The organism is Cupriavidus sp. UME77 (assembly GCF_014170355.1).
GTDB lineage: Bacteria > Pseudomonadota > Gammaproteobacteria > Burkholderiales > Burkholderiaceae > Cupriavidus > Cupriavidus basilensis.
This window is the reverse complement of record NZ_LZZU01000012.1, coordinates 21363-46997: the sequence shown is the minus strand read 5'-3', so window position 1 is coordinate 46997 and position 25635 is coordinate 21363. Positions and strand designations below refer to the sequence as shown.

The 25635-nt window shown below is 63.9% G+C and carries 24 protein-coding genes; 11 read left to right on the top strand and 13 right to left on the bottom strand.

Annotated elements, in window-relative coordinates; translation table 11 throughout:
* The first annotated feature begins 132 nt into the window (after positions 1-132).
* Entirely contained in the window at positions 133-1323 is a 1191-nt protein-coding gene (locus tag A9975_RS05050) for a M20 aminoacylase family protein (protein WP_183031661.1), read from the top strand.
* A 24-nt stretch (positions 1324-1347) separates the two neighbouring features.
* A complete protein-coding gene (locus A9975_RS05045) occupies positions 1348-2355 on the top strand; it encodes a tripartite tricarboxylate transporter substrate binding protein (protein WP_183031660.1) in 1008 nt (335 codons plus the stop codon).
* A 241-nt stretch (positions 2356-2596) separates the two neighbouring features.
* On the opposite strand, the gene A9975_RS05040 is transcribed toward A9975_RS05045, so the two are convergent.
* The 7 genes from A9975_RS05040 to A9975_RS05010 all read right to left on the bottom strand — a co-directional run bounded on the left by A9975_RS05040 (position 2597) and on the right by A9975_RS05010 (position 8556).
* The gene (locus A9975_RS05040) at positions 2597-3199 is read right to left on the bottom strand and encodes an antibiotic biosynthesis monooxygenase (RefSeq protein ID WP_220810630.1); all 603 of its coding nucleotides are present in this window, start codon (positions 3197-3199) and stop codon (positions 2597-2599) included.
* Entirely contained in the window at positions 3196-3822 is a 627-nt protein-coding gene (locus A9975_RS05035) for a hydrolase (RefSeq protein ID WP_150987658.1), read from the bottom strand. Before A9975_RS05035 ends, A9975_RS05040 begins: the two co-directional genes overlap by 4 nt.
* A 46-nt stretch (positions 3823-3868) precedes the next feature.
* The gene (locus A9975_RS05030; RefSeq protein ID WP_183031659.1) at positions 3869-4171 is read right to left on the bottom strand and encodes a UBP-type zinc finger domain-containing protein; all 303 of its coding nucleotides are present in this window, start codon (positions 4169-4171) and stop codon (positions 3869-3871) included.
* On the bottom strand, positions 4168-5820 hold the full coding sequence (locus tag A9975_RS05025) for an FAD-dependent oxidoreductase (protein WP_183031658.1): 1653 nt from the start codon (positions 5818-5820) through the stop codon (positions 4168-4170). Before A9975_RS05025 ends, A9975_RS05030 begins: the two co-directional genes overlap by 4 nt.
* Positions 5821-5899: 79 nt before the next feature.
* Positions 5900-6280, bottom strand: coding sequence for an OsmC family protein (locus A9975_RS05020; RefSeq protein WP_183031657.1), 381 nt, complete (start codon positions 6278-6280; stop codon positions 5900-5902).
* Between the two features lie 871 nt (positions 6281-7151).
* On the bottom strand, positions 7152-7751 hold the full coding sequence (locus A9975_RS05015; RefSeq protein ID WP_183031656.1) for an NADPH-dependent F420 reductase: 600 nt from the start codon (positions 7749-7751) through the stop codon (positions 7152-7154).
* Positions 7752-7821: 70 nt separating this feature from the next.
* The gene (locus tag A9975_RS05010) at positions 7822-8556 is read right to left on the bottom strand and encodes an SDR family NAD(P)-dependent oxidoreductase (protein WP_183031655.1); all 735 of its coding nucleotides are present in this window, start codon (positions 8554-8556) and stop codon (positions 7822-7824) included.
* Between the two features lie 110 nt (positions 8557-8666).
* Here A9975_RS05010 and A9975_RS05005 point away from each other — a divergent pair, with 110 nt between their 5' ends.
* Entirely contained in the window at positions 8667-9035 is a 369-nt protein-coding gene (locus A9975_RS05005; protein ID WP_183031654.1) for a helix-turn-helix domain-containing protein, read from the top strand.
* Positions 9036-9734: 699 nt separating this feature from the next.
* Here the strand turns inward: A9975_RS05005 and A9975_RS05000 are convergent.
* Entirely contained in the window at positions 9735-10304 is a 570-nt protein-coding gene (locus tag A9975_RS05000; protein WP_183031653.1) for a YdeI family protein, read from the bottom strand.
* 222 nt (positions 10305-10526) lie between these two features.
* On the opposite strand from A9975_RS05000, the gene A9975_RS04995 reads away from it, so the two are divergent.
* The gene (locus A9975_RS04995; protein ID WP_183031652.1) at positions 10527-10961 is read left to right on the top strand and encodes an SgcJ/EcaC family oxidoreductase; all 435 of its coding nucleotides are present in this window, start codon (positions 10527-10529) and stop codon (positions 10959-10961) included.
* Between the two features lie 577 nt (positions 10962-11538).
* Entirely contained in the window at positions 11539-12393 is an 855-nt protein-coding gene (gene serB, locus A9975_RS04990; RefSeq protein WP_183031651.1) for a phosphoserine phosphatase SerB, read from the top strand.
* 90 nt (positions 12394-12483) lie between these two features.
* Here the strand turns inward: serB and A9975_RS04985 are convergent, their stop codons facing one another.
* From A9975_RS04985 to A9975_RS04965, 5 genes are all read right to left on the bottom strand, one after another.
* Positions 12484-13710, bottom strand: coding sequence for a cystathionine beta-lyase (locus A9975_RS04985; protein WP_183031650.1), 1227 nt, complete (start codon positions 13708-13710; stop codon positions 12484-12486).
* Between the two features lie 106 nt (positions 13711-13816).
* Positions 13817-14464: a hypothetical protein gene (locus A9975_RS04980; protein WP_183031649.1), complete on the bottom strand. Its 648-nt coding sequence runs from the start codon at positions 14462-14464 to the stop codon at positions 13817-13819.
* Between the two features lie 49 nt (positions 14465-14513).
* Positions 14514-15698: a beta-ketothiolase BktB gene (bktB, locus tag A9975_RS04975; RefSeq protein WP_183031648.1), complete on the bottom strand. Its 1185-nt coding sequence runs from the start codon at positions 15696-15698 to the stop codon at positions 14514-14516.
* 103 nt (positions 15699-15801) lie between these two features.
* Entirely contained in the window at positions 15802-17160 is a 1359-nt protein-coding gene (gene rimO, locus A9975_RS04970) for a 30S ribosomal protein S12 methylthiotransferase RimO (RefSeq protein ID WP_183031647.1), read from the bottom strand.
* Positions 17161-17415: 255 nt separating this feature from the next.
* Positions 17416-18090 carry a TetR/AcrR family transcriptional regulator gene (locus tag A9975_RS04965; RefSeq protein WP_255503062.1) on the bottom strand — a complete coding sequence of 225 codons (675 nt, stop codon included), beginning with the start codon at positions 18088-18090 and terminating at the stop codon, positions 17416-17418.
* A gap of 242 nt (positions 18091-18332) precedes the next feature.
* Here A9975_RS04965 and A9975_RS04960 point away from each other — a divergent pair, with 242 nt between their 5' ends.
* Genes A9975_RS04960 through A9975_RS04935 form a run of 6 tightly spaced genes read left to right on the top strand, consistent with a single transcriptional unit; the run spans position 18333 to position 25563 of the window.
* On the top strand, positions 18333-20138 hold the full coding sequence (locus tag A9975_RS04960; protein WP_183031646.1) for an ABC transporter ATP-binding protein: 1806 nt from the start codon (positions 18333-18335) through the stop codon (positions 20136-20138).
* Positions 20132-21898 (top strand): ABC transporter ATP-binding protein, encoded by a 1767-nt coding sequence (locus A9975_RS04955; RefSeq protein WP_183031645.1) that lies wholly within the window; start codon positions 20132-20134, stop codon positions 21896-21898. Before A9975_RS04960 ends, A9975_RS04955 begins: the two co-directional genes overlap by 7 nt.
* Positions 21898-22839 (top strand): ABC transporter permease, encoded by a 942-nt coding sequence (locus A9975_RS04950; protein WP_183031644.1) that lies wholly within the window; start codon positions 21898-21900, stop codon positions 22837-22839. The genes A9975_RS04955 and A9975_RS04950 overlap by 1 nt, the downstream gene beginning before the upstream one ends.
* Complete coding sequence (locus tag A9975_RS04945; RefSeq protein ID WP_183031643.1) at positions 22836-23786, top strand: iron chelate uptake ABC transporter family permease subunit; 951 nt, start codon at positions 22836-22838, stop codon at positions 23784-23786. The genes A9975_RS04950 and A9975_RS04945 overlap by 4 nt, the downstream gene beginning before the upstream one ends.
* Entirely contained in the window at positions 23783-24559 is a 777-nt protein-coding gene (locus A9975_RS04940) for an ABC transporter ATP-binding protein (protein WP_183031642.1), read from the top strand. Before A9975_RS04945 ends, A9975_RS04940 begins: the two co-directional genes overlap by 4 nt.
* Complete coding sequence (locus tag A9975_RS04935; protein ID WP_183031641.1) at positions 24556-25563, top strand: siderophore ABC transporter substrate-binding protein; 1008 nt, start codon at positions 24556-24558, stop codon at positions 25561-25563. The genes A9975_RS04940 and A9975_RS04935 overlap by 4 nt, the downstream gene beginning before the upstream one ends.
* The last annotated feature ends 72 nt before the right edge of the window (positions 25564-25635 follow it).

Genomic DNA, 25635 nt, shown 5'->3' with positions numbered 1-25635 from the left:
TCCATTGCGCCGACATCTCAAAGTGGTGGTTCGAATGTTGTCATTTATACAACAATTCGTCCCCTCAGCTGTCATGGATGCGACGGACACATCTGCAGATAATGGCGTGAATCATCTTGATCGACGACAACCATGACCGAATCCGCCCGCGCCCACCTGAGACGATCCATCGAGGCCATCGAGGCCATCGCGCCAGAGTTCGTCGCGATCCGCCGCCAGATCCACGCGCATCCCGAGCTGGCGTTCGAAGAGCGACGCACCAGTGACCTCGTCGCGGAACTGTTGGCAGCCTGGGGCTACGAGGTCCATCGCGGCCTGGGCACGACCGGCGTGGTCGGCAGGCTAAGCAAGGGCCAGGGAACGCGGACGTTGGGCATCCGCGCCGATATGGATGCGCTGCCTATCCAGGAGAAGACGGGGCTGGACTATGCCAGCACCCTGCCCGGAAAAATGCACGCCTGCGGGCACGACGGCCACACGGCCATCCTCCTGTGCGCCGCGCGGTATCTGGCCGAGTCCGTCGACTTCAACGGGACGCTGAACCTGATCTTCCAGCCTGCCGAGGAAAACGAAGGCGGCGCGCTGCGCATGCTGGAGGACGGTCTGTTCGAGCGCTTCCCCTGCGATGAGATCTACGCCCTGCACAATGCCCCCGGCCTGCCGGTCGGTCAGATCGGCCTCATCGCCGGTCCGGCCATGGCCTCGTTCGACCGTGCCACGGTGACGCTGACCGGCCGCTCTGCCCATGGTGCCATGCCACACCATGGCATCGACGTGATGCAGGGCGCGGCCAGCATGGTGCTCGGGCTGCAGTCCATCGTCAGCCGCGAGATCGACGCGCTGAAGTCGGCGGTCATCACCGTGGGCTCCATCCAGGCGGGCGCAACCTACAACGTGGTGCCCGAGAGCGCGACGATCAAGATCGGGGTGAGAGCGCTCGACCCCAAGGTGCGCACTCACCTCGAAACGCGCCTGCGGGACTTCGTGGCGGCTCAGGCGCAGAGCTTCCAGCTTCAGGCCGACGTTGTCTATGAGCGCAAGTATCCGGTGCTGGTCAATCACGACCGCCAGACGGAGCGCGCGCGGGAAGTGGCGGTCCGGCTGCTGGGCGAGGGCAACGTCGTGTCCCGCGGACCCGTGATGGGCAGCGAGGATTTCGCCTACATGCTGGAGCATCGCCCCGGCGCCTACATCCGGCTCGGCAATGGCCTCGGCCAGGACGGCGGATGCATGGTCCACAACCCCCTGTACGACTTCAACGACAGGGCCCTGCCGGTAGGCGCAGCGTTCTGGGCCAGCCTGACGCAAAGCTACCTCGCCTGACACATTCAATAACGGGAGACAACCATGACCACACAGACGCGCCGCCGCTTCCTACAATACGCTGGCCTGACCGCAGGCTCGACGGTACTCGCCGGCCTGCCCGCCTTTGCGGAGCAGACCTTCCCCAGCCGGCCGCTGTCGCTGGTGGTTCCCTACCCCGCTGGCGGTGCCAGCGATACGTCCGCGCGTATCTTCGGGGAATCCATCAGCAAGAGCGTGAAGCAGCAGGTAGTCGTCGAGAATTACGGAGGCGGCACCGGGCTGATCGGCGCCAATAAGGTGCTGGGCGCGCCGGCTGACGGGTACACCTTCTTTCACGGCTCGATCAATGAAGTGTTCCTTTCCCCGCTGCTGAATCCGGCGGCCCGCTACAAGCCTCAGGACTTCATGCTTGCCGCCCCGATTAGCGACGCCAGCATCGTGCTCCTCATCCGCAACGGCATCCCGGCCGACTCGCTGGACAAATTCCTGGACGTGGCAAGACAAAACAAGAGCAAGCCGCTGACCTACGCGACCGTCGGCATCGACTCGATCTATCACCTGATGGGCGACGCACTTGGCGCCCGCATCGGCGCGCCCTTCCTGCACGTGCCCTACAAGGGCGCGGCCCCAGCGCTGCAGGGCCTTGCTGGCGGGGAGGTGGATTTTGCCATCCTGCCCTACCAATCGAGCTTCGACAGCATGCAGGAACAGGGCCGGCTCAAGGTGCTGACAAGCTTCTCCAGGTCGCTGCCCGCGCCGCTCAAGCATATTCCGCTGATCTCGCAAAGCCGGCAGGTCCCCGACTTCGAGTACGCGATCAGCGGGGGCTACTTCGTCAAGCAGGGCACACCTGCCGACCGGGTCGCCGTACTGCGCAAAGCGATCGGCGAAGCGCTGGCGAAGCCTGAGATCCGGTCCAAGCTGGAAGCCGAGGGCCGCACCGTCGCGCAGCCCATCGACAATCAGGCGCAGGCGAACCAGCTCTTCGACCAGTACATGGGTCGTGTTTCGCAGCTCATCCGCAACGTGGGGCGCAAGACTGCCGCCTGACTTCCGCCCGAGTGGCACCGGCGCTCGTGCCGCACATGTGGCAGTCCATCGACGGCCTTACCAGCTGAGGGGAAAGCCCTGAGCGATGCGAAGGCCGGTGGTCGGTTGTGCACCAAACAACGAACAGATGCAGGCCGGCGATGCGGATGCAACCCGGCCATGTTCGGCGCACGCATGACCACACGCGCAGACGCGCGATGCGCGGCCTGAGCGCCGCTGCTGCGCGCCAAGTACGCACCGATCATTTGAACAGCCAGCGCGCAACGAGCCGTGTGTAGCGCGGCATCACCACGTAGACCATCAGGAACACCATTGCCGCCGTCACGGCTGCCTTGTCGATCAACGAGTCATGGGCGAAGCCGAGGCGCGCAAGCACCGGCACGACGCCCCACGGCACGACGATGCTGAGCGGCAGGATGGCGCTCCATGTGATGAGCCACTGCTTCCACGCGGTTGGGATCTTGACCCCTGCGTTCTTTGGCGTGAACCAGAAATCGAGACCAGTCCTGATCTCGTATCGGTCGCCTTGCCGCAGCGATGACCGCATTCTCTCAATATGCTGGCGGCGTACATCGGACTCCATCCAGGCGTTGAGGCTTTTGAAGTCGGCGAAGCGGACGATGGTCGCATACTCGCGGCTCGTGCCGACCGGACGTATCACATCGGTGCTTAGGTAGCCGGAAAACCTGGAGCAGGCGGCTCGGATGTCCGCGAGCCACGTTTCGTACTGCTCGGCGGCGCCAGGCTCGACCTCGTGGACAATGATGCTCGTCACGATTTCCTGCGGATTGAGGGTAGTCGGGTTTATCGCGCTCCCCGTGGCGCCTGCATCGAGGACATTCATGTCGGTTTGATCATGTCACGTGCATATGCGAGCCCCGTGCCATACCCGCCACCATGCTCGACCACGATCGAGCGAGCCTTCTCATAGGTGTCATGACGGGTCCAATCTCTCTGGAATTCGAGAAGGACCTGGAGCCAGGAAGTCATGACTGCGCCAGCGCAAGCCATCCGTCGCAACGCAAGATCATGGCTTGTTGGTGTCAGCCCGCCACAAGCATCGGCTGCGACGTAGACCTGATATCCCTCGGACAGCGCTGAAAGCACCGGGAAGCTCACGCAGGCCTCCGTCAGCATGCCCGCGATGATCAGCGTACGCTTTCCGGTAGCCGTAATCGCGCCGCGCACTGCATCGTCTTCCCAGAGGTTCATGTTGCGGCGTTCAATCGGCGTGACGTTTGGCAGCACGTCTCTAAACGCCGGCATCAATGGGCCGCTGTACACCTTCGAGGCTGAAGTGGAGACCACAACCGGCAAGTCAAAGGCGACCGCCGTCTTCGCGAGCGCAAGGCCATTGCTGCGCAGAATCTGGGGGTCTTGAGAACCCGCAGCAAACGCAAGGCCGGCCTGTTCATCAACAAGGATCAATGCGCAATCGGCGGGGTCGAGCAACGGTAGTTTGGACATGGGAGTTTTCCTTTTCATTCAAGAGCCCGATTGGATTGGCACTCCGTCAGACGAACCGTGGGATGGGTCCTCGCTGCGGCGTCTGGTCCGGGAGCGCAACCTCTTCACGATCGATGTAGCACCACCCCCATCCCTCAGGGGGGTCATATCCTTCAATGATGGGATGCCCGGTCTTCTCGAAATGCGCGCGGGCATGCTTGAGCGGAGAGTCATCACAGCAGCCAACATGACCGCAGGTCCGGCACAGCCGAAGATGCACCCACGGGCTGCCCACCTTGAGGCACTCTTCGCAACCCAGAGCGCTTGGGACGACATCACGGATCGTGTCCGTATGGTCACAGGTCTTCATGCCACTTCCTTTGACAGTCTGCTGAGGTAACTGTGGATTTGAGAGATGGCAGCGGCGCCATCGCCGACTGCAGCGGCAACTCGCTTGGTCGAGCCCGCGCGGACATCGCCGATTGCAAAGACGCCAGGCATGCTGGTCTCGAGCGATGAGTCCGATGCGCCAGTGAGAATGAAACCCTTGTCATCCGTCGCGACCGAACCATTGAGCCAGCGGGTATGCGGCGTCGCGCCGATGAACAGGAACAGGTGGCAGATCTCATAGCGTGTCGACGTGCCGCTGGCGCGATCGCGAACGGTAGCGCTGGCGAGCCTGTCGCCACTGGGGGCAAGTTCGGTCAGATCCGTACCGACATGAATCTCCACGTTGGACAGTGCCGAGATGCGGTCGATGAGGTAGCGGGACATGGTCGCCGACAGGTCTCGCCGGACGAACACGTGAAGTCGCCTCACGTGGGGCGCGAGAAACACGATTGCCTGGCCCGCCGAGTTACCGCCGCCGACAAGAGCGATTTCCTTGCCGGCACACAGGCGGGCTTCGATTGGCGACGCCCAGTAGGAAACGCCGGAGCCCTCGAAATGCGCGAGACCGCCAATGTCGGGATGCCGGTAGGCGGCGCCTGAGGCAATCACGACAGTACGCGCTGCCACTGCCGAGTCGTCGGAGAGCTTGAGCGTCAGCCGATCCTCGTTGCGATCGAGCCGCACCACGCTCACTGGGATGGCCACCTCGGCGCCGAATTTGAGGGCCTGGGTGAATGCCCGGCCAGCGAGCGCCTGCCCTGAGATGCCGGTAGGAAAGCCAAGATAGTTTTCGATTCGCGCCGACGCGCCTGCCTGGCCGCCCATGGCGCGCTCGTCCAGAACGACCACCGAGAGGCCTTCCGATGCACCATAGACCGCTGCGGCCAGCCCGGCCGGTCCCGCGCCGACAATGGCGACGTCGTAGGTCTTCTGCTGCTCGATCTTGGGCATGATGCCGAGACAGGCTGCCAGCTCCCGCTCATCGGGCCGCTTCAGCACGCTGCCGCCGGGGCAGACCACCAGCGGCAGGTCGCTGGGGAGAAGCGCCATCCGCTCAATAAAGCTGCGGCCCCCACCATCGACCTTGGGATCCATGACGTGGTTGGGATAGCCGCTGCGGGTCAGGAAGCCCTGGAGGCGCAGAAGATGCGCATCGTCCGGCGCACCAATCAGGATCGTGCCCGAGCCGCCGTGTTCGATCAGCCTGACACGACGCAAGATCAGCGCGCGCATGATGATCTCACCGACCTCCGCCGATCCGATCATCAGCGCTCGCAAATACGGCGGATCGAACGGAAGCAGGGTAGCGCCGTCACGCCCGGCTCGCGCCGAGGCGAGCGACGCACGGCCGTCAATCTGGCTGACTTCCCCGGTGAACTGCCCTGCGCGATGGGTGGTGATTGGCGCTTCCTCGTCAAGGCCATCCCGGCGCAGAACGTCGATCGAGCCATCCAGCACGAGCCAGACGGGCACATTCCTGTCCGCCGTGGCGAAGACCATCTCACCCGCCGCAAAATACCGCGGCGGACCGCTTGCGAACCGGCGTGCCGCCTCAACCTGGCTCGGCGTCAGGACGGGGAATATCTGGTGCCTGCGCTCTCCGACACCGTCTGCGTGCTGCTCGATCATACGAGCGTTCTCCTCTCCAGAGCGGCGTCCGGTGGATTCATTGCCAAGCGCCGTCGTCTTCGTGTGAACCGGATCAGCGTCACGCTAGGCGAGTTTCGATCGGCAACCCGGGGCTCAACGTTTTCGTTACGGGCGTGCGCTCGGCAATTTCCGCCAGACGCGCTTTCTGGCTATCCTCCAGGCCCTTGATCACAAGCGTCCGCTCGATGCGCCACTCGTCCGTCCCGACTAGCCGCAGCGAGACATCGAGCGACTCAAGGGCCCAGCCTTTGCGTTCGGCATACATTTTGAGCGTGATGGCGGTGCACGCTCCCAGGCTAGCAAGCAATAAATCGTAAGGGGCCGGTCCAGCCCCTTTCCCGCCGCGAGCGCGGGGTTCATCGGCCGTGAATACGTGGCCGGATACGACGATGCTCGTGCGATAGGGCGTCGAGCCAATCCGGGCGGTGCCGTGTGTCATGGTTCCTGCCTCCACTGCACGATGTGGGATGTTGGATGAGCTGGCTTTGCTGGAGTATCTTCGCAAAGCGTCTGATATACCAATCATCCTTTGGTATGGTCGATCGGCTCGGCGGCACGCCGTCCACATGGCCGAAAACGGATGCCGACGTGATCTGGCTCGATAGGCGAGGTTCGTTCGGCATGACCCGAGCGACTTTTGCGCACGACCGAATTCTCTTCTGCAGCCGATCCACTTTTTACCCGGGAAGGCGCGCCGTACAGTGACTCCGCTGTCTCATCACCACAGATCGGAGATCGGAGTTCAAATGAAAGCGGTACAAATCCAGAAGCATGGCCCTGCAGAATCTCTTGCCATCGTCGATGTCGACATGCCGCCCCGGGGCCGCATGACCTCATCATTCGGGTCCACGCGGTCGGCCTCAATCGCCTCCAAGCCGAAGTCGGCAAGGTGAAGGCCGAGGCCGCACCGCAGGCGTGGGGGCAAGCTTGTTGCCGCCGTTCAAGACGGAGGAGCCCGGTAGCGATTGGAACGATTTCGCGGCCAGCAGGGACAGCGAGACTTTCGTGCGTGACCTGTGCAGCGGCTTCGCCATCGCACAGCGCCAGGCACTCACAAAGAGGCCAAGCCCGAACGCCTCGCCCCGCAGCGCACCCAAGCATCCGCGTCGTAGACCGCCGGGGGCAGCTTGGAAACTCTCTCGCTGCATAGAGCTAGTTCTCCATGGGTCGGGCCCTGGAGCTCGCGTCGATTTCCGAGGCCCGCGCCAGTGCTTGCGTGTCGATATACTCCCTGATCATTCTCTTCGATGTTCATCGAATCTCTCCGTTTTCGTTACATCGGATCGTGTGATGTCTGCAATCACGATTCATCAGTCAAATTTAACCAAGTCCTTAAAGATCAGCTGACCCCAGCTATTGCCGCGCGCCTGCACAAGCAGTCCACCTTCGGAAAGGCCGCCAAGTTTGATCGGCGAGAAACCGAGATTTTCCGCAAGCGCACCAATCTCCTCTGCTGCGCCGTCATCGTCGCTCGCTAGAAACACGACTCTCCTGCCACCATGTACGGCCGGATCCTGGTCAAGGACGGCAGCGCCCAAATGATTGAAGCCCCTGACCAGTCTTGCCCCAGCGAAGGCCTGCGCGACGACCTTGGAAGAAGGCTGTCCTCCCAGTTCCTCAGGAGGCACGCCGTAGGCATTGGTTACATCGATGATGGTCTTGCCCTGCCAGGTGGGCAGCGCCTTCGCGACATCCGGGTGCGACTCGAAACGGACAGCCAAAAAGATGATGTCCGCCTTGACGGCTTCCGCCAGTTTTTTGGGAATGATCGTGGGTCCGATCGCGGCCGCAGCAGATGCAAAGCTCTCCGGGTCGCGGGTGGTTGCAACGGATACTTCGATGCCGTTTCGGGCAAACGCCTTGGCCAGGGCCTGGCCGATCTTGCCGAAGCCGATAATTGCGTAGCTCATATATTTTCCTTCAGTTTGCCGAGCCTTACGGCGCTCCGAATAATCGAATGGAGCGCCATAGGGCGTAGCGTCAGAGTTGCGCCAGGCCGCCGTCGACGGCGACCTCGCTGGCGGTCATGAAGCTGCTGTCCGACGACGCGAGAAAGGCGGCCACGGCCCCGATCTCCGCCGGATCGGCCATGCGCTGGAGCGGAGTCATAGCGGCGTAGACCTTCTGGCCCTCCTCGCCGAGCGCTGCCTTCGCGAGTTCGGTCGCCGTCGCCCCGGGCGACAACACGTTCACCCGGATGCCGGTGCCCTTCAGATCCTCCGCCCAGGTCCGTGCGAGGTTGCGCACTGCCGCCTTGCTCGCGCCATAGGCACTCATTCCCGGGGCGCCCGTGGTGCCGGCGCTCGATCCGGTCAGGATGATCGAACCGCCTTTGCCCATCAGCGGCAGCGCCTTCTGGACCGTGAAGATCGTACCCTTCACATTGGTGTCGAAGGTTTCGTCAATGTGCCCGGCGGTGATCTTGCCGAGCGCAAGCGGGCTTCCCGCCCCCGCATTGGCGAAGACGATGTCGAGGGTTCCGCGTTCGGCCTTCACCGCTGCGTAGAGTCGGTCGAGGTCGGCCTCATCCGCGACCGAGCCCTTCACCGCGCGAGCATTGGGCCCGAGCTCAGCCACAGCGGCGTCGAGCGCTTCCTGCCTGCGGCCGAAGATGAAGACGAAGGCGCCCTCTTCGATGAAGCGCTTTGCCGCGGCGCGGCCTATGCCGGTAGCGCCACCGGTGATCACAGCGGTCTTTCCATTCAGTCTGGTCATGTCGTGCATCCTTCCTTGGAGTTGTACAGAAGCAGGAAACTGCTTACTTGAGACAAGCATGCACCTCTGATAACCTAAAGAAAAGTATGCACCTTTAGGTAACTACCGAAATGACTGACTGCTCTCAAAATTGCGGTGGCCGCTACTCCTACGGGCTCGCCGCCACGCTCAGCATCATCTCGGGCAAGTGGAAGCCGCTGATCCTGTACTTCCTGCTCGACGGCCCGAAGCGCTACGGCGAGCTCAAGCGCAACGTCCATGGCGTCAGCGCCAAGGTGCTGATTCAGCAACTGAAAGAACTGGAGGCCGATCGCGTGCTGGTGAGGACCGACTACAAAGAGGTGCCGCCGCGCGTGGACTACGCGCTGACCCCGCTTGGCCGCAGTCTGGCCGACAAGATTGTCCCGCTGTGCACTTGGGGAACAGAGAACATGGCAGAAATGGTGAGCATTCTCGCCAAGCGCGACACTTTGCCCTAGCAGGATGCGGAAGAACCGCTGAGTCGGACGATCCTCCGTATTCGTGGCAGGGCGGCGGGTCGAATTCTTCCGATCAGACTGTCAGGATGCGCGGTCTGGACGCTCTGGCCCATGTTTTGTGTTAGCGATCTCTCGCCGCCGAATCTATCGTGACGGCGGACACCGCGGCCGCGCCGGGTGGCACGCCACCGGCATCGAACGGCAGGCACGCGTGTCTTGGAGCTGGCCGACAGTTGCTCGCAATAGCGAGCAACTCACTTCCCCAGAAGCCGTCTGAACACCAGCGAGCATTGCAGGAACGTCCCGAACGACTCCGTGCAGCGCTTCACGATGGCTACGGATAGATCGATCCCGTCGCCTTGCAAGCAGGGGCTGATTGCATGCTATCCATTATGCGCACTTGGATAGCAGGTCTCCCACGCCATAACGTGCGCCTTCGGTAAAAACGTCCGGTCGCCGGATGGCGCCATCGGCGAAGACGTCCCGGGTGCCGATTCTGGCGCCATCTCTTGCCTCATCTCTTGCCTCAGCTCGTGCGCCATCGAGGAATGGGTCACTCCTTTTGTCAGTCGCAGCAAGCGCTGGGGGCGTGACGGTGGAAAAGTCCGCGCCTTTATCGACTTTCTTCTGGAAGCACTGTGATTAGGGGTTTATATGCCATACCCCCGTTTGGCAAATTCTCCGTCAGAAGCGCAAGATCTATGGATAGAAGGTTTCGCCACGGTTCAGCATGTTGACGAATTCCTCGATTTTACGCGCCCTTGTTTCCGGTTTTTTGGCATTCTGTACCCGAAACAGGATGGCATAGCGGTTACGGCTGTTCAGTGTTGCAAAAAACTTCTTGGCCTTCGGATTTGCGTCCAAAGCCACCTGCAGGTCGTCCGGCACGATCGAGTGACTGGCCGACGTATAGGCAGCCTTCCAGCGGCCGTCCTTCCTAGCTTTCTCGATTTCGCACAGGCCGGGCGGGCGCATTCTGCCTGCGGCGATCAGCGCCTCAGCCCTGTCTTTGTTAAGTTTGGACCAGATGCTTTTTGCGGAGCGTGGGGTGAAGCGTTGTAACCAGTATTTCTCGCTCTCAGCCTGCTTTTGACCATCAATCCAGCCATAGCAGAGGGCGCTTTCCAACGCCTGTTCGTAGGTTACGGTTCGCTGCTCGGTGCCTTTTTTCGCTAGACGCAGCCATGCTCCCGTCGAAGTGCCGCCGTTTTGCCCTAACCAACTTTCCCACTCGGCCTGACTGGTAAATGTTAGAGCGCATTCGGTCATGTCACTAGCCTGAATGGTTGTGTGCATGTGCGGAGAAGGTGTCCGCGCAAGACGCTGAACTTCGATACACCGGCTGAACGATTCCATCAAACCGTTGCATCGACCAGTTGAATCCGCAGCCATGAGCGGACATTCCGCGGTAATGGCAGAATTTGCTTTGACCGCTCGACAAGTCCGATGCGAACGTCGGGCGTCGCAACGTAGACACTTGCGAGAATCCACATGATTCAAATGAGTCAACCCGAAGACGTGCTCCACGCGTTTCAGACCGCTTGGAACAGCCATGACATGCAGTCCCTCGGCGCATTGTTCCATGAGAATGCGACATTTGTGAATCGGTTCGGGCACTACGTACGGGGCGTCGAGGCGATCATCAAGCTGCATGCGCCCATCCACGCAACCATCTACAGCGATTCCACGCTGGATAACGAGCTGATCGACGTGATCCCCATCGGCAGCGATGCGGCGGTCATTCACTTCTGGAGCCGCCTCACGGTCGGTGCTGCTCATCCGGCGGGCCCGCACGCTGTCGACACGCTAATCCTTGCCGTGCTGACGCGACAGGTTGGCGAGTGGCGAATCAAGGCGCTCGAGAATGTCACGCTGACGAATCCCCGCACGGGAGAAGCTGTCTTGAGAGACGACCGGAGTCCTTGATCGAGCAGCAAGATGACTTCCACGACATACGGGGTTGTCTGCTTGCTGGCGGATCGCGCGTCCGCCGTGGGTTGGAAGCGGCATATCAAGCAGCGATGACGTTCAGCCGCTTCTTGACTCATTGGCTCACGCGGCTTGGCGCGAATGAACTACCGACCTATCTGAGAGCAGTTACCGAGCGCCCCTACACAAAGTTCCACTCGACCATCTCCCGCTATACCCTCAGTCTTCGGCGACCTGAACCCGGAGATTCAGAACCGGGTGCTGTCGCTGGCCGCCGGGCTGGCGCATGAGACGCTGGTGTTGAGCGAACTGGCTGTGCAGTGCGAGGCTAACGCGCAAGTAGCGTAGTGCGATGTGGTGCGATGAGGGCTGGTCTGCGGGCCGGCCCCATACCTCGACGAGCACGATAGAACACAACCGCCCACACGAATTCCGCCATGCATCAGCTAGCGCTATCGGGCGGCGGCTGCGCCGCATGCGCGCGGGCATATACAATAGCGGTCTTCGCCGCCGCTGCGGCTCGCATCCCGCATTTACCGCCATCGGCCGCCCGGCCAGGCCCTGCATTCGCGCCATGTCCCTGATTCTGCAAAGTCCCGCCCCGCTGTCCGCCAACGATATCGACGCCATCCGCGCCATCGCCCAGGCTCCCACGCTCGCGCAGCGCGCCGAGACCGTGGCAGCCGCCGATGCCAGCGCCGCGCTGACGCCCGCCCTGCGCGAGGCGCTGGATGCCTACTGCGGCCCGCGCAGCATCGACTGGGCCATCGTGCCTGCCGGCCGCAAGCTGTCGGATTTCAAGCTGGTGGCGATGGATATGGACTCCACGCTGATCACCATCGAGTGCATCGACGAGATCGCCGATTTCTGCGGCCTCAAGGCGGAGGTCTCGGCGATTACCGAGGCCGCCATGCGTGGCGAAATCACCGACTTCAATGAGAGCCTGCGCCGCCGTGTGGCCCTGCTCAAGGGGCTGGATGCCAGTGTGCTGGACCGCGTGTATGAAGAGCGCCTGCGCCTGTCGCCCGGCGCGGAGAACATGCTGCAGACCGTGCAGGCCCTGGGCATGCGCACCCTGCTGGTCTCAGGCGGTTTTGTGCATTTCACCGATAAACTCAAGCCCCGCCTGAAGCTCGACGTGACCCGCGCCAATACGCTGGAGATCGTCGATGGCAAGCTCACCGGCCAGGTCGTTGGCGAGATCGTCAATGCCGACGTCAAGGCCCGCACGGTGCAGGAAGTGTGTGCGCAGGTCGGCGCGGACCCGTCCCAGGCCATCGTCATGGGCGATGGCTCCAACGACCTGAAGATGATGGCCGTGGCCGGCCTGTCGGTGGCGTTCCGGGCCAAGCCGGTGGTGCGTGCGCAGGCCAGCGTGGCGTTCAACCACGTCGGGTTGGACGGTTTGCTGCAGTTGTTCCCGCATTAAGCGCCTGGCGGCCGGAAGCCGCGCGAGCGGAGCGCCGCATGGTGCCCCAACGGGCCGCGCCGGATCCTGTCCGGCGCGGCCCGTTTCATTTCAAGCGGTCAGTTTTGCTTCCATCGCGCCGCGCAGGTCGGCGATCAGGTCGCGGGTGTCTTCCAGCCCGATATAGAGGCGCACCAGCTCGCCAGCGTTCTCCCAGCCAACGGGCGGCCAGCTGCCTTGGGGCCGCATGGTCTGGACGTGGTACGGCAACGCCAGGCTATGCGCGCCACCCCAGGACCAGCCGATCGCGAACAGGCGCAGGGCCTCGACAAAGGCATCGACCTGGGCGCGCGTGTAGCGTGCATGCAGCACGATCGAGAACAGGCCGGTGGCGCCGCTGAAATCACGCCGCCAGAAGTCGTGGCCGGGGCAGTCCGGCAGCGCCGGGTGCAAGACCTTGACCACTTCCGGGCGCTGGGTCAGCCATTCGGCCACCTCGCGCGCGGCGCGGTCGTGCGCCGCCAGCCTGACCGGCATGCTGGGCAGCGAACGCAGCACCAGGTAGCAATCGTCGGCCGACACGCCCCAGCCCATCAGCATGCGGGCGCGCTTGATGCGGTCATGGAGTTTGTCGTCGGTGGTCAGCACGGCGCCCATCAGTACGTCGCTGCCGCCCGACTGGTATTTGGTGAGCGCCTGCACCGAGATGTCGATGCCCTTGTCGAACGGCCGGAAATACACGCCGGCCGACCACGTATTGTCGATCGCCGTGAGCACGCCGCGCGCTTTGGCCGCGGCCACTATGGCCATGGCGTCGGGCACTTCCATGGTCACCGAGCCCGGCGACTCCATCCAGATCAGGCGGGTATTGGGTCGGATCAGCCCGGCAATGCCCGCGCCGATCATGGGGTCGTAATAACGGACGGAGACGCCGAAATCCCGTGCCAGCCATTCGCCGTGCTCGCGGTTGGGGCCGTAGACGTTATCCGGGACGAGCACGTCGTCGCCCGACTTGACCAAGGCGAAGTAGACCTGCGAGATCGCGGCCAGCCCTGACGGCAGCAGCAGCGTATGGCGCGCGCCTTCGATCAGCGCGAGGTGCTGGCACAGCGCCTCGCTGGTCGGCGTGGCATGCAGGCCATAGCGCCAGTAGGTAGTGGCACCGTCGCCATGCGCGCGCAGCTCCGCCAGGTTGCGGAACACCACGGTGGAGCCACGATGGGTAGCTTGGGAAAACGAGGCGAAGCCCGGCGCGATATCCAGCTCTGGCTGGACGGCCACGGTCGCCAGGTAGGCGGGTTGGGAAGCGGGCTGCTCGGGTGGCTGGCGGTCGGACACGGCGATTCCTTGTCTGGCGATAACTCGATGAACGTTCGAGCTTACCAGCATTCGGGTGCGCGTTGGCCTACCTGGCGGGCCTGCCCCCGTCCACCCCGGCTTGACGCTACCGGCCGGAAATCGAGGACTTCGGCGCGGGCGGGGCGTAGGTAATGCCGCTGCTGGGGGTCATGTCGAAGGGCGGGATCACCAGCACGCCCAGTGGCCGGATCATGAAGGGGAGCACGATGGCCGGGTTGACCGGGTCGGTCCAGTTGCCGTGCACGATGCCAGCACCGTCGATGGTGCCTTCCCAGTTGCCCGTGACATGCGTGCCGTCATTGGACTCCTCCATCAGGAAAGCGCCATTCTCGAATTCACCGGCCAGCAACCGCACGCCGCCAGCACGGCCAACACTGTACTCACCGTGCACGCTGTCGCGCTCGTCGGGCTTGGGGCCCAGGCGCAGGCGCACCGGCTGGTCGCCGAGCGTGCCCACGTAGACCGGCAGCGAAGCGTACTCCGGCCGCGGCGCGAGCGCCTTGGGCGCGGGCCCGGTTGAAAGCTGCGCACCGCGCCGCGCCTCGCCCTCGCGGATGGCCTGGTTGATCCCGAAACCTTGTACCTGGCCCTGGCTGGCATCGCTGGCGGCATTGGCGGTGCCGGGCGTGCCCGTGGACAGCTCGGTGGCGCCGGCGGCCAGCGCGGCGCCGGCCAGCATTGCCGCGGCCAGCCCGGCTGCCAGAGACAGGGAGACGGGAAGTGACAAGGACATGGACAAAGGCAAAGACAGAGTCGCTACGCGCCGCAAGGCAGCCTCAGGTTCAGAGTCGTTCGAAAATCGCCGCGATGCCCTGGCCACCGCCAATGCACATGGTCACCAGTGCATAGCGGCCTTGCACGCGTTGCAGCTCGTACAGGGCCTTGACGGTGATCAGCGCACCGGTGGCGCCGATCGGGTGGCCCAGGGAGATGCCCGAGCCGTTCGGGTTGACCTTGGCCGGATCAAGACCAAGCGCCTTGGTGACCGCGCAGGCTTGCGCGGCAAAGGCTTCATTGGCTTCGATCACGTCGAGGTCGGCCACGGTCAGGCCAGCGCGTTCCAGCGCCTTCTTGGTGGCCGGCACGGGGCCGATGCCCATGGTCTTGGGATCGACGCCGGCATGCGCATAGGAGACCAGGCGCGCCATCGGCTTGAGGCCGCGCTTCTCAGCCTCGGCACGCTCCATCAGCACCACTGCGGCGGCGGCATCGTTCAGGCCCGAGGCGTTGCCCGCGGTTACCGTGCCGTTTTCCTTGACGAAAACCGGCTTGAGCTTGGTCATGTCTTCCATGACCGCGTCGTGGCGCACGTGCTCGTCGGTGTCGAAGGTCATGTCGCCCTTGCGGCCCTTCAGCGTGACCGGCAGGATCTGGTCCTTGAAGTGGCCGGCGCGGATCGCCGCCGATGCGCGACGGTGCGACTCCAGCGCGGCTTCGTCCTGCTGGACGCGCGAGATGTCGTATTCCTTGGCCACATTCTCGGCGGTGACGCCCATGTGGATGCCGTGGAACGGGTCGTGCAGCGCACCCAGCATCATGTCGATCATCTTGGCGTCGCCCATGCGTGCGCCCCAGCGGGCCGACTGCGCCAGGTACGGTGCGCGGCTCATGCTCTCCGCGCCGCCGCCGATGGCCACGTCGGCATCGCCCAGCAGGATGCTTTGCGCGGCGCTGACGATGGCCTGCAGGCCCGAGCCGCACAGGCGGTTGACGGTCAGGGCCGGCGCGTCGATGGTAACGCCGCCCTCCACTGCCGCCACCCGGCCAAGGTACATGTCCCGGGGCTCAGTCTGGATGACGTTGCCGAACACCACATGGCCAACGTCGTCGCCGCTGACCTGCGCGCGGGCCAGCGCTTCGCGCACGACCATGGCGCCCATCTGGGTCGGGGAAAGATCCTTCAGGCTGCCGCCAAAGGTACCGATCGCGGTCCGAACGCCGCTCACCACCACCACTTCACGTGTCATTTTGTGTCTCCTGAGCTGATGTTGCAGCGCACAGTATAGCGGCGCGCACGCCAAAACGAACGATCGTACTTTTACCTATCCGGACCTATGGCGGCTACCAGCCTCAGACTTCGCCCCACAAATCGTGGCCATCCGCGCCGGTGATCTTCACCGAGACGAATTCGCCGACCTTGTAGCGCGGCGCGCCCTGCGCCGGCGGGTCGATATAGACCAGGCCGTCGATCTCCGGCGCATCGGCCGACGAGCGGCCAATGCCGCCGTCCTGGTTGATCTCGTCGACCAGCACGCGCAGGGTCTGGCCGACCTTGCGCTGCAGGCGCCGGGCGGATACTTCTTCGGCCACTTCCATGAAGCGGGCGCGGCGCTCTTCGCGGACTTCGTCGGGCAACGCGCCCGGCAGGTCGTTGGCCGTGGCACCGTCCACCGGCGAATAGGCGAAGCAGCCCACGCGGTCCAGTTCCGCTTCGGCGATGAAGTCCAGCAGGGTCTGGAACTCTTCCTCGGTCTCGCCGGGGAAGCCCGCGATAAAGGTGCTGCGGATGGTCAGCTCGGGGCAGATCTTGCGCCAGGCCCGGATGCGGTCCATGGTCTTCTCGGCGTTGGCCGGGCGCTTCATGCGCTTGAGCACGTCCGGGTGGGCATGCTGCAGCGGCACGTCCAGGTAAGGCAGCACGTGCCCTTGCGACATCAGCGGAATGATCTCGTCGACGTGCGGGTACGGGTACACGTAGTGCAGGCGCACCCACGCGCCGTACTTGGCAGCCAGCTCACCCAGCGCGCCGACCAGCTCGGTCATGCGCGTCTTGAGCGGGCGGCCGTCCCAGAAACCGGTGCGGTACTTCACGTCCACGCCGTAGGCGCTGGTGTCTTGCGAGATCACCAGCAGTTCCTTGACGCCCGACTTGAACAGGTTCTCGGCCTCCAGCATGACTTCCGCCACCGGGCGCGAGACCAGGTCGCCGCGCATCGAGGGGATGATGCAGAACGAGCAGCGATGGTTGCAGCCCTCGGAGATCTTCAGGTAGGCGTAGTGCTTGGGCGTGAGCTTGATGCCGGCGGCCGGCACCAGGTCCATGAACGGGTCATGCGGCTTGGGCAGGTGCGTGTGCACGGCCTGCATCACCTCGCCCAGCGCGTGCGGGCCGGTCACGGCCAGCACCTTCGGATGCACCGACGTGATGATGTCCTCACCCGCGGCGTTCTTCTTGGCGCCCAGGCAGCCGGTGACGATCACCTTGCCGTTCTCGGCCAGTGCCTCGCCGATCGCATCCAGGCTTTCCTGCACAGCTTCGTCGATAAAACCGCAGGTATTGACGACCACCAGGTCGGCGCCGTCATAGGTGCCGCTGATGGCATAGCCCTCGGCGCGCAACTGGGTAATGATCTGCTCGGAATCCACAAGTGCCTTTGGACACCCAAGGCTTACAAATCCCACATTTGGAATATGGTCTTTCTTGATCATTGATTCTGAAGGGTTTTTCACGGTTACTTCCAAATGTGGGGCGAGCGAGGCGGGACATGGCCGCCCGGCGGTTCAAAGCCAATCGCGCATTTTAACTGCTCGCGGGAGTTTGCCGGGGCCTCATGGCAGACATGGAACATGGCAGGCCATTTGCGGCTGCAGGCTATCGCGCGGGCCAATGCCGCCTACGACGCCCGGTCAAGACCCAACGCTTCGCCGGCATTCGAGCGGTGTGGGCTTGGCGTTTCGTAACGCCTATGACTTGATCTGCAATGCCGGACTGCCACGGTGGGCGTCTTCCTCCAGCATGGCAAGCGCGCCGACGATGAGCGCGTGCATGCCCTGAACCAGCTCCGCCTCCATCTCGGCTTCTTCCGCCGCGCGGTCCGCCTCCACAAGGGGTTCTCGGCCTGCTACCGAATACACCGTGTCGGCCACGGCAATGCAGTGGAATGCGACCGTCGCAAGCAGCCAGCGTGCCTGTTCCTTCGAGATGCCGAAGGCACGCGCGATATGGCTCTGGTGCCCGTCGATTTTGGCGAGCATGGGCTGTGTCGCAGCCAACCTGCGGATCACGTACGGCGTCAGCCCAGGGTGTGCCTTGACGAACTCCCGTACCGATGTGGTGAACGCGATCAGGTAATCCTTCAATCCGCCACGTCCCGTGCCGCAAGCCTGCGGAATCTGCCAGCGGCTGAAGATCTCCTCCGCGACCAGGCGCTTGAGTTCCTCAAGACTCGGCACGTGCTTGTAGAGCGCCATATGGCTGACCCCGAGTGCGGCGGCGACGCCGACGAAGGTGATGTTCGGCAAGCCGATCTCGATGCCCGCGTCGGCGATCCGTTCGCGCGTGATGGTACGAGGGCGCCCGCGCGCCGAAGGTTGTTGTGGCGATTTCATCTTTGTTCCTTGATCGCTGGTGACAGCCATGTAGCCGCCTTGCCAGCCTTTCGTCAATTAGTTTATAGTCATGCAACTAATTCTCATTTCGATTCCCTGGAGTCCTCCTTGACCGACCCATCGAGCGCCTTGGAAGGCCGCAACCCCTTGGCCGCCATTCTGCGCGAGGTCGATGCCACCGAGCAGCCTGCGTGGATGGCGTCTCGCCTTCTCGTTCGCAAGACAGGGGGAGAGCCATCCCACCTTTCTGAATCTCTGGACGTTTCTCTTTCATGAACACTCGTGACGCGGCTGCGGCCAAACCCAAGGGACCCGGCCCGATCGGCCGGGTATTGAACCCCATCCGTGGGCAACTGATCGTCGCCACAGTACTGGCCGGCGTGGGCGCCATGCTCACGCTGGTGCCGCTGGCAGGCATCGCGCATATCGCGAAAATTGTCCTCGGCGGCACCGACATCGCGGCGGCACGGGCGCAAGCGCAGAGCGAAGTCTGGTGGACCGTCATTGCCAGCGTGGTGAGCCTGTTGGTCGGCATGGCGCTGGTGTCCGCTGGGGAACTGACCGCCCACCTGGCGGACAACCGCATCACCCATCACCTGCGCCTGGCGGCCACGCAGCGGCTGGCCCGCGTGCCGCTGGGCTGGTTCACCAGCCGCGCATCGGGCGAGGTCAAGCAGGCCATGCAGGACGACATTGGCACGCTTCACAGCCTGACCGCGCACTTCTATACGACGATGGGTCGCACCGTGGGTGCCATCCTGATCTCGGTCATCTACCTGTGCGCGATGGACTGGCGCATGGCCATCGTCTCGATCCTGCCGTTCCCCGGCTTCTTCCTGTTCTTTGGCAGGGCCATGAAAGCCAGCGAGGCGAACATGAAGGCGTTCGTCGGCGGGCTGGGACGCATCAACAACGCGGTGGTCGAATTCGTCAACGGCATTCCCGTGGTCAAGTCCTTCGGCGCCAGCGGCAAGGCGCACGGCGGCTACCGCGAGGCAGTCGATGCCTTCGCCCAAGCCTTCGTCGGTTTCACCCGCCCCCTCGTGGGCGCGATGGCCAACGCCAACGCGATGATCGCGCCGGTGGCGGTGCTAGGCGTGGTGCTGGTCTTCGGCACGCTGTTCGTGAGCCTGGGCTGGATGACCCCGGTGGACGTGCTGCCGTTCGCTCTGGTGGCACCGGGCCTCTGCGCGCCGTTGCTGCTGCTGCACTACATCACCCATGACCTGAACCATGCCACCGGTGCCGCCCAGCGCGTGCAGGCGCTGCTGGGGACGCCAGTGCTGGAGCAGCCGGCGCCCGCCAGGCGGCAGTTGCCCACGGGCACCGAAATCCGCGTTGAGCACGTCGGCTACGCCTACGACGCGCAGAACAAGGTGCTGTCGGACGTCAGCTTTACCCTCAAGCCCGGCACGGTGACCGCCATCGTCGGCGCGTCCGGTGCTGGCAAATCTACCCTGGCCCGGCTGCTGCTGCGCTTCTTCGACCCGACCGATGGGCGCATCACGCTCGGCGGCGTGGATTTGAGGCATATCGAGAGCTCGGATCTGTACCAGCGCATCGGTTTCGTGCTGCAGGAGGTGCGCCTCATCCACGCCAGCATCCGCGAGAACATCGCGCTGGGCCGGCCCTCGGCCAGCCAGCAGGAGGTCGAGGACGCCGCGCGCGCCGCGAACATCCATGAGCGCATCCTGGGCCTGCCGCGCGGCTACGACTCGATGATAGGCGAGGATGCGCTGCTCTCCGGTGGCGAGCAGCAGCGCGTGAGCATCGCCCGTGCCGTGCTGCTCGATCCGTCCGTGCTCGTGCTCGACGAAGCCACCGCGGCCGCCGATGCCGAGAACGAGGTGGCGATCCAGGACGCGCTGTCGCGCTTCGCGCAAGGCCGCACGCTGCTGATCATTGCACACCGGCTCGACACGGTGATGCACGCCGACCACATCATCGTGATCGAGAAAGGCACGATCCACGAGCAAGGCCGCCACGCCGAGCTGATTGCGCGCAAAGGCCGCTATGCACGGCTATGGACGCTGGGCGGCTATGAAGAACCCCAGGAGCTGGCGGTGCCGTCATGCTGAAAACCTTCATTCAACTGCTGGGCGACGATGCGCCCGTCTTCCGCCGCTACGTCTCGATGGCCGTGTTCTATGGCCTGCTCAGCGGGCTGACCATCACCACGCTGGCGCCCATTCTCAGCCGCCTTCTGGCCGGCGATACGCGCGGCGCGGCGCTGTGGCTCATCGTGCTGCTGGCCGGCATGACGGCCTGCTGGGGCTGGCGGCGCAAGGTGGAGAAGGCCGGCGTGCGCGTGGGTGTTGCCGTCCTGCAGGGCGCGCGCCAGCGGATCGGCGACCACGTTGCGCGCCTGCCCGTCGGCTGGTTCACGCCGGAGAACAGCGCCCGGCTTGGCCATGTCATCACGAACGGCATGATGGCAGTGGCCCAGCTTCCCGCACACGTGCTCACGCCGGTGATCAGCGGCGCCGTGACACCGGTGGTGATCGTGGCCGCGCTGTTCGCGCGGCACTGGCCGATGGGCCTGATCGCGCTGGCGGCGCTGCCGATCCTGATCGGCGCGTTCCTGATCGCCGCTCGCCTAGGCCAGCGCGCCGATCACACCTTCCATTGCCACTTCGCCCACACCAGCCAGCGCATGGTCGAGTTCGCCCAGGCCCAGTCGGTGCTGCGCGCGTTCAACGGTGGAGGCGGCAGCACGCGTTTGCTTGAACAGGCCATCGACCAGCAGCGCCACTCCGGCACGCGGTTGATCTGTCTGTCGGCGGCGTCCACGGCGCTCAACGCCTGGGTTGTGCAGGCCGTCTTTGCCGCGTTGCTGATCGCCGCCGCGTTGTGGCTCAACGCCTGCCTGGCCGGCGCGCTGGAAGCCGACTCGGCCGTCGCCGTCATCGTGGCGCTGCTGCTGGCCAACCGCTACATCGATCCGCTGCTGGACGTGGCCGGCTATGGCGAGGTCCTGCGCGGCGCGCGCGGCCAGCTCGACGCGGTGCGCGAGATCCTTGCGGTCAAGCCCTTGCCGGAACCGGACCAGCCGCAGGCACCGCGTGATGCGTCGATCGAGCTGCGCGAGGTGAGCTTGCGCTACACACCGGATCAACCCGATGTGCTCAAGGGCGTGAACCTGCGCATCGCGCCGGGCAGCATGACCGCGCTGATTGGCGCCTCCGGGTCGGGCAAGACCACACTGGTGCGGCTGATCGCACGCTTCTTCGATGTGAGCCAGGGCAGCGTACTCGTCGGTGGCGTGGACGTGCGGCAGATGTCCAATGCGCAGTTGGCCGGCCAGATCAGCCAGATCTTCCAGGACAACTACCTGTTTGCGGGCAGCATTGCCGACAACATCCGCATCGGCAAACCCAATGCCAACGATGTCGAGATCATGGAAGCTGCGCGGCAAGCCGGCGTGGCCGAGATCATCGAGCGCCTGCCGCAGGGCATCGACACCCCGGTCGGCGAAGGCGGCGCACGCCTGTCGGGCGGCGAGCGCCAGCGCATCGCCATCGCCCGCGCGCTGATCAAGGACGCGCCCATCTTGCTGGTGGACGAAGCCACCGCCGCGCTGGACGCGGAGAACCAGGCTGCCATCGCCGAGACGCTGGCGCGTCTGCGCGGCAAGCGCACGCTGATCGTCATCGCGCACCAACTCTCGACGGTGGCAATGGCCGACCAGATCGTGGTGCTCGATGGCGGCAAGGTCGTCGAGCAGGGTTCGCCCGCGCCATTGCGCGCAAGCCAGGGGCGCTACGCACACTTCCTGGCCCAGCGCCGGGCCGCCAGAGGCTGGCGCATCGCGGCGGCGTCGAACGGAGACCGCTGCTGATGCGCGCACCTTGGCTTGGGTTGTTCGCCATCCTCTGCGGCGCCTCGGTGCTGGTCGGCGCCCGGCAGATGGCATGGTCGCAGGTGTTCTCGCTGTCGGGCGATGCCTGGCTGACGGTGACGGCCAGCCGCCTGCCCCGCTTGGCGGCGCTTGTTCTGACCGGCGTGGGCCTGTCCGTCTGCGGCGTGATCCTTCAGCAGATCGTCCGCAACAAGTTCGTCGAGCCGGCCACCTCGGGCGGACTGGATGCGGCCAAGCTCGGCATCCTGGTGTCGATGACGCTGGCGCCCGCCGGCGGCCCGATCGGCCGGATGCTGTTCGCGCTGGCCTTCTGCTTCGCCGCGAGCCTGGTCTATGTGGCGATCGTCCGCCGCATCAAATTCAAGAACACCGTCCTCGTGCCAGTCATCGGCCTCATGTACGGCAGCGTGCTCAGTGCCGTGGCCGAGTTCTACGCCTACCGCTACAACATCCTGCAAAGCATGCAGGGCTGGCTGCTCGGCGATTTCTCAAAGGTCGTCCAGGGCAACTACGAGATCATCTACCTGATCCTGCCGATCGTCGCGCTCACCTACCTGTATGCGCACCGCTTCACCGTGCTCGGCATGGGCGAAGGCATGGCCACCAGCCTGGGGCTGAGCTATTCGGCAACGGCGGCGCTGGGCCTGATGCTGGTGGCGGTCACGGTGTCCGCCACGGTCATCACCGTCGGCGCGATCCCCTTCGTCGGGCTGGTCATCCCCAACCTGGTCGCAATGCGTCACGGCGACAACCTGGGCCGGACGCTGCCCATCGTCGCTCTGGGCGGCGCATCGCTGCTGCTGGCCTGCGACATTCTCGGCCGCCTGCTCATCTACCCGTTCGAGGTGCCCATCGGCCTGACCGCAGGCAGCGTGGGCGGCGTGCTGTTCCTCGTGCTCATCATCTGGAAGAAGAAATGAGGCGCTCGCCCTCCCGATATGCCATCTGGATGGTGGTCATCGCCTTGGCTGCGGCTTTCGTCCTCGTGCGATCCGGATTCGACCTCGACTACGTCATTCCCAAACGGCTCGCCCGGCTGGCCGCCATCGTCATCGGCGGAATCTGCGTCGCCGTCTCCTCGATCACGTTCCAGACCATCGCGGGCAACCGGATTCTGACGCCAGCGATCATGGGGTACGAGGCGGTCTATCTGCTGTTGCAGTCGCTGCTGATCCTGGCCATGGGCACGCATGGCCAGGTGGTACTCGGCCAGAGCGGCAACTTCTTCCTTTCCATCCTGTTGATGCTCGCCTATTCGTGGGCCATCCATCGGTGGCTTTTGCGCAACGGCAGGCACAACGTGTATTTCCTCCTCCTGCTGGGACTGGTGCTGACCATGGTGATCGGCACTGTCACACAGTTCGTCCAGCTCAGGATCAGCCCGGGCGAGTTCGCCGTTCTCCAGGGCTTCAGCTACACATCCTTCAACAGGGCACAACCCGAGCAGTTGCTCTATTCGGCCCTTCTGGTCGCGGCCGTGTGCCTGCCAGGGCTGAAGACCCTGCCGATCCTCGACGTGCTCTCGCTGGGTCGCGACCAGGCCATTTCCCTAGGGGTTGATTACCCGCGGTACGTGAGGCTCTACTTCGCGCTGATCGCGGCTCTCGTGGCGGTCTCGACCAGCCTGCTCGGGCCCACGGCCTTCATGGGGATGTTCGTTGCGAACATCGCCTATGCGATGGCCCGGACTTCCAGGCATCGGGTCACGCTGCCAATAGCCTGCGCGATCGCCATCGGCATCTTTATCGTGGCCCAGCTTCTGGTCGAACACGTCTTCAACTACAAGACCACCGTCAGCATTCTCGTCAACCTGGTGTGTGGCGCGTATTTCCTCGCGCTGATGGTTCGCACCCGAGGCATCGCATGATCACCGTTCACAACATTCACAAGGCCTACGGCGCCAAGACCGTCCTCTCAGGCGTCAGCGCGCAATTCCCGGCGCAGCGCGTGACTTCTCTCATCGGCCCCAACGGCGCAGGCAAGACGACGCTGCTGATGCTGATCGCGCGCCTGCTGGAGCCGACCCAGGGCGACATCCTGATCGGGGATCGCAGGGTTTCAAGCATCCGCATCAGCGAATACGCCAAGCACGTCGCCACCTTGCGCCAGTCGCCCGACTTCAACCTGCGCCTGACGGTCGAGGAACTCGTCGCTTTCGGGCGCTTCCCCTACAGCCGCGGCGCGCTCACCCCCGAGGACCACCGCGCGATCGACGAGGCCATCGCGTTCCTGTCGCTGGAAGCGCTGCGCGGGGCCTACATCGACGAACTCAGCGGAGGGCAGCGCCAGATGGCCTTCCTGGCGATGACCATTGCCCAGCAGACGAATGTTCTGTTGCTGGACGAGCCACTCAACAACCTCGACATGAAGCATGCCGTCCAGATCATGCGCGCGCTTCGCCGCTTGTGTGACGAGCAGGGGCGCACCGTGATCCTGGTGATCCATGACATCAATTTCGCGGCCAACTACTCCGATCACATCGTCGCATTGAAGGGCGGCATGGTTCGCTTCTGCGGCCCCGTCGTGGAGGCCGTGACCGAGACACGGCTGCAGGAACTGTATGGACTGGACTTCGAAATCATGCGCGGTGATCGAGGATGCGTGTGCAACTACTTCAATCCATCAGGAGAACTGAAATGACCCGGAATCACGGAAACAGGCGTTGGGCGTTAGCCCTGCTGATGGCCGCAACCGTCGCAATGCAGGGGTGCGACCGGAAACCAGCCGAACCGCCAAAGGCAACCGCACAGCCCGCTTCTGCCAACCAGCCTGCGCAGGAAGCGTTCGCGCCCGTCACGGTTCAGCACAAGCTGGGAACGACCGTCGTCGCGCACCTTCCGCAACGCGCGGCCGCCCTAGACATGAATGAAGTCGATTTCCTCGACCAACTGGGTGTCCCTGTCGTTGGCATGCCGAAGGATTTCGTCCCGCACTTCCTCGCCAGGTACAAGGACGCCCCGGAGGTTCAGGATCTGGGCTCGATCGTTCAGCCCAATCTGGAGCGGGTTCATGCGGCCAGGCCTGAACTGATCCTGATCACCCCGCTCCAGGCGAACCACTACAAGGAACTGAGCGAGATCGCTCCGACGATTCATTTCGATGTGGACTACCGGGATAGCCAGGTCAAGCACATCGAGGTCATCAAGGACCACCTCATGACGCTGGGGCGAATCTTTGGCAAGGAAGGCCTCGCCCGGCAGAAAGCGGCTGAACTGGACGCCAAGGTCGAGGAGGCCAGGCGCATGACCCAGGACCGTCTCGAGAAGGCGCTTGTCGTTCTGCACAACAACGGCGCCTTCAGTTCCTTTGGCGTGCATTCCCGCTACGGGTTCGTCTTCAATGCCCTGGGCGTGAAACCGGCCAGCCCGACCGTGGAGAGCGGCCTGCATGGCCAGCCAATTTCCAGCGAATTCATCCAACAGGCCAACCCCGACATCATCTTCGTGGTGGACCGGACGGCCGTGATGGAGCGCCGTCCGGTCATGGATGCCGGGAGCATGGGCAACCCGCTGCTGCGCCAGACCAACGCCTGGAAGAACGGCCGTGTGGTCTTCGTTGATGCCGAAGCGTGGTACGTCACCGCCGCCAGCCCGACCTCCTTGAAGCTCGTGATCGACGACGTCATCAAGGCCTATCAGCACTGATCTGTTCCGGGGCCAGTCCCTAGCCCTAAGCCAAGAAAGTAATGATTCGTATTCGCCATAGCATTCTCACTC

Excerpts from the sequence above, each read along its gene's own strand:
- A9975_RS05050 (WP_183031661.1), top strand. The coding sequence starts at position 133 with ATGACCGAATCCGCCCGCGCCCACCTGAGACGATCCATCGAGGCCATC.
- A9975_RS05045 (WP_183031660.1), top strand. The coding sequence starts at position 1,348 with ATGACCACACAGACGCGCCGCCGCTTCCTACAATACGCTGGCCTGACC.
- A9975_RS05040 (WP_220810630.1), bottom strand. The coding sequence starts at position 3,199 with ATGAATGTCCTCGATGCAGGCGCCACGGGGAGCGCGATAAACCCGACT.
- A9975_RS05035 (WP_150987658.1), bottom strand. The coding sequence starts at position 3,822 with ATGTCCAAACTACCGTTGCTCGACCCCGCCGATTGCGCATTGATCCTT.
- A9975_RS05030 (WP_183031659.1), bottom strand. The coding sequence starts at position 4,171 with ATGAAGACCTGTGACCATACGGACACGATCCGTGATGTCGTCCCAAGC.
- A9975_RS05025 (WP_183031658.1), bottom strand. The coding sequence starts at position 5,820 with ATGATCGAGCAGCACGCAGACGGTGTCGGAGAGCGCAGGCACCAGATA.
- A9975_RS05020 (WP_183031657.1), bottom strand. The coding sequence starts at position 6,280 with ATGACACACGGCACCGCCCGGATTGGCTCGACGCCCTATCGCACGAGC.
- A9975_RS05015 (WP_183031656.1), bottom strand. The coding sequence starts at position 7,751 with ATGAGCTACGCAATTATCGGCTTCGGCAAGATCGGCCAGGCCCTGGCC.
- A9975_RS05010 (WP_183031655.1), bottom strand. The coding sequence starts at position 8,556 with ATGACCAGACTGAATGGAAAGACCGCTGTGATCACCGGTGGCGCTACC.
- A9975_RS05005 (WP_183031654.1), top strand. The coding sequence starts at position 8,667 with ATGACTGACTGCTCTCAAAATTGCGGTGGCCGCTACTCCTACGGGCTC.
- A9975_RS05000 (WP_183031653.1), bottom strand. The coding sequence starts at position 10,304 with ATGACCGAATGCGCTCTAACATTTACCAGTCAGGCCGAGTGGGAAAGT.
- A9975_RS04995 (WP_183031652.1), top strand. The coding sequence starts at position 10,527 with ATGATTCAAATGAGTCAACCCGAAGACGTGCTCCACGCGTTTCAGACC.
- serB (WP_183031651.1), top strand. The coding sequence starts at position 11,539 with ATGTCCCTGATTCTGCAAAGTCCCGCCCCGCTGTCCGCCAACGATATC.
- A9975_RS04980 (WP_183031649.1), bottom strand. The coding sequence starts at position 14,464 with ATGTCCTTGTCACTTCCCGTCTCCCTGTCTCTGGCAGCCGGGCTGGCC.
- bktB (WP_183031648.1), bottom strand. The coding sequence starts at position 15,698 with ATGACACGTGAAGTGGTGGTGGTGAGCGGCGTTCGGACCGCGATCGGT.
- rimO (WP_183031647.1), bottom strand. The coding sequence starts at position 17,160 with ATGATCAAGAAAGACCATATTCCAAATGTGGGATTTGTAAGCCTTGGG.
- A9975_RS04965 (WP_255503062.1), bottom strand. The coding sequence starts at position 18,090 with ATGGCTGTCACCAGCGATCAAGGAACAAAGATGAAATCGCCACAACAA.
- A9975_RS04960 (WP_183031646.1), top strand. The coding sequence starts at position 18,333 with ATGAACACTCGTGACGCGGCTGCGGCCAAACCCAAGGGACCCGGCCCG.
- A9975_RS04955 (WP_183031645.1), top strand. The coding sequence starts at position 20,132 with ATGCTGAAAACCTTCATTCAACTGCTGGGCGACGATGCGCCCGTCTTC.
- A9975_RS04950 (WP_183031644.1), top strand. The coding sequence starts at position 21,898 with ATGCGCGCACCTTGGCTTGGGTTGTTCGCCATCCTCTGCGGCGCCTCG.
- A9975_RS04945 (WP_183031643.1), top strand. The coding sequence starts at position 22,836 with ATGAGGCGCTCGCCCTCCCGATATGCCATCTGGATGGTGGTCATCGCC.
- A9975_RS04940 (WP_183031642.1), top strand. The coding sequence starts at position 23,783 with ATGATCACCGTTCACAACATTCACAAGGCCTACGGCGCCAAGACCGTC.
- A9975_RS04935 (WP_183031641.1), top strand. The coding sequence starts at position 24,556 with ATGACCCGGAATCACGGAAACAGGCGTTGGGCGTTAGCCCTGCTGATG.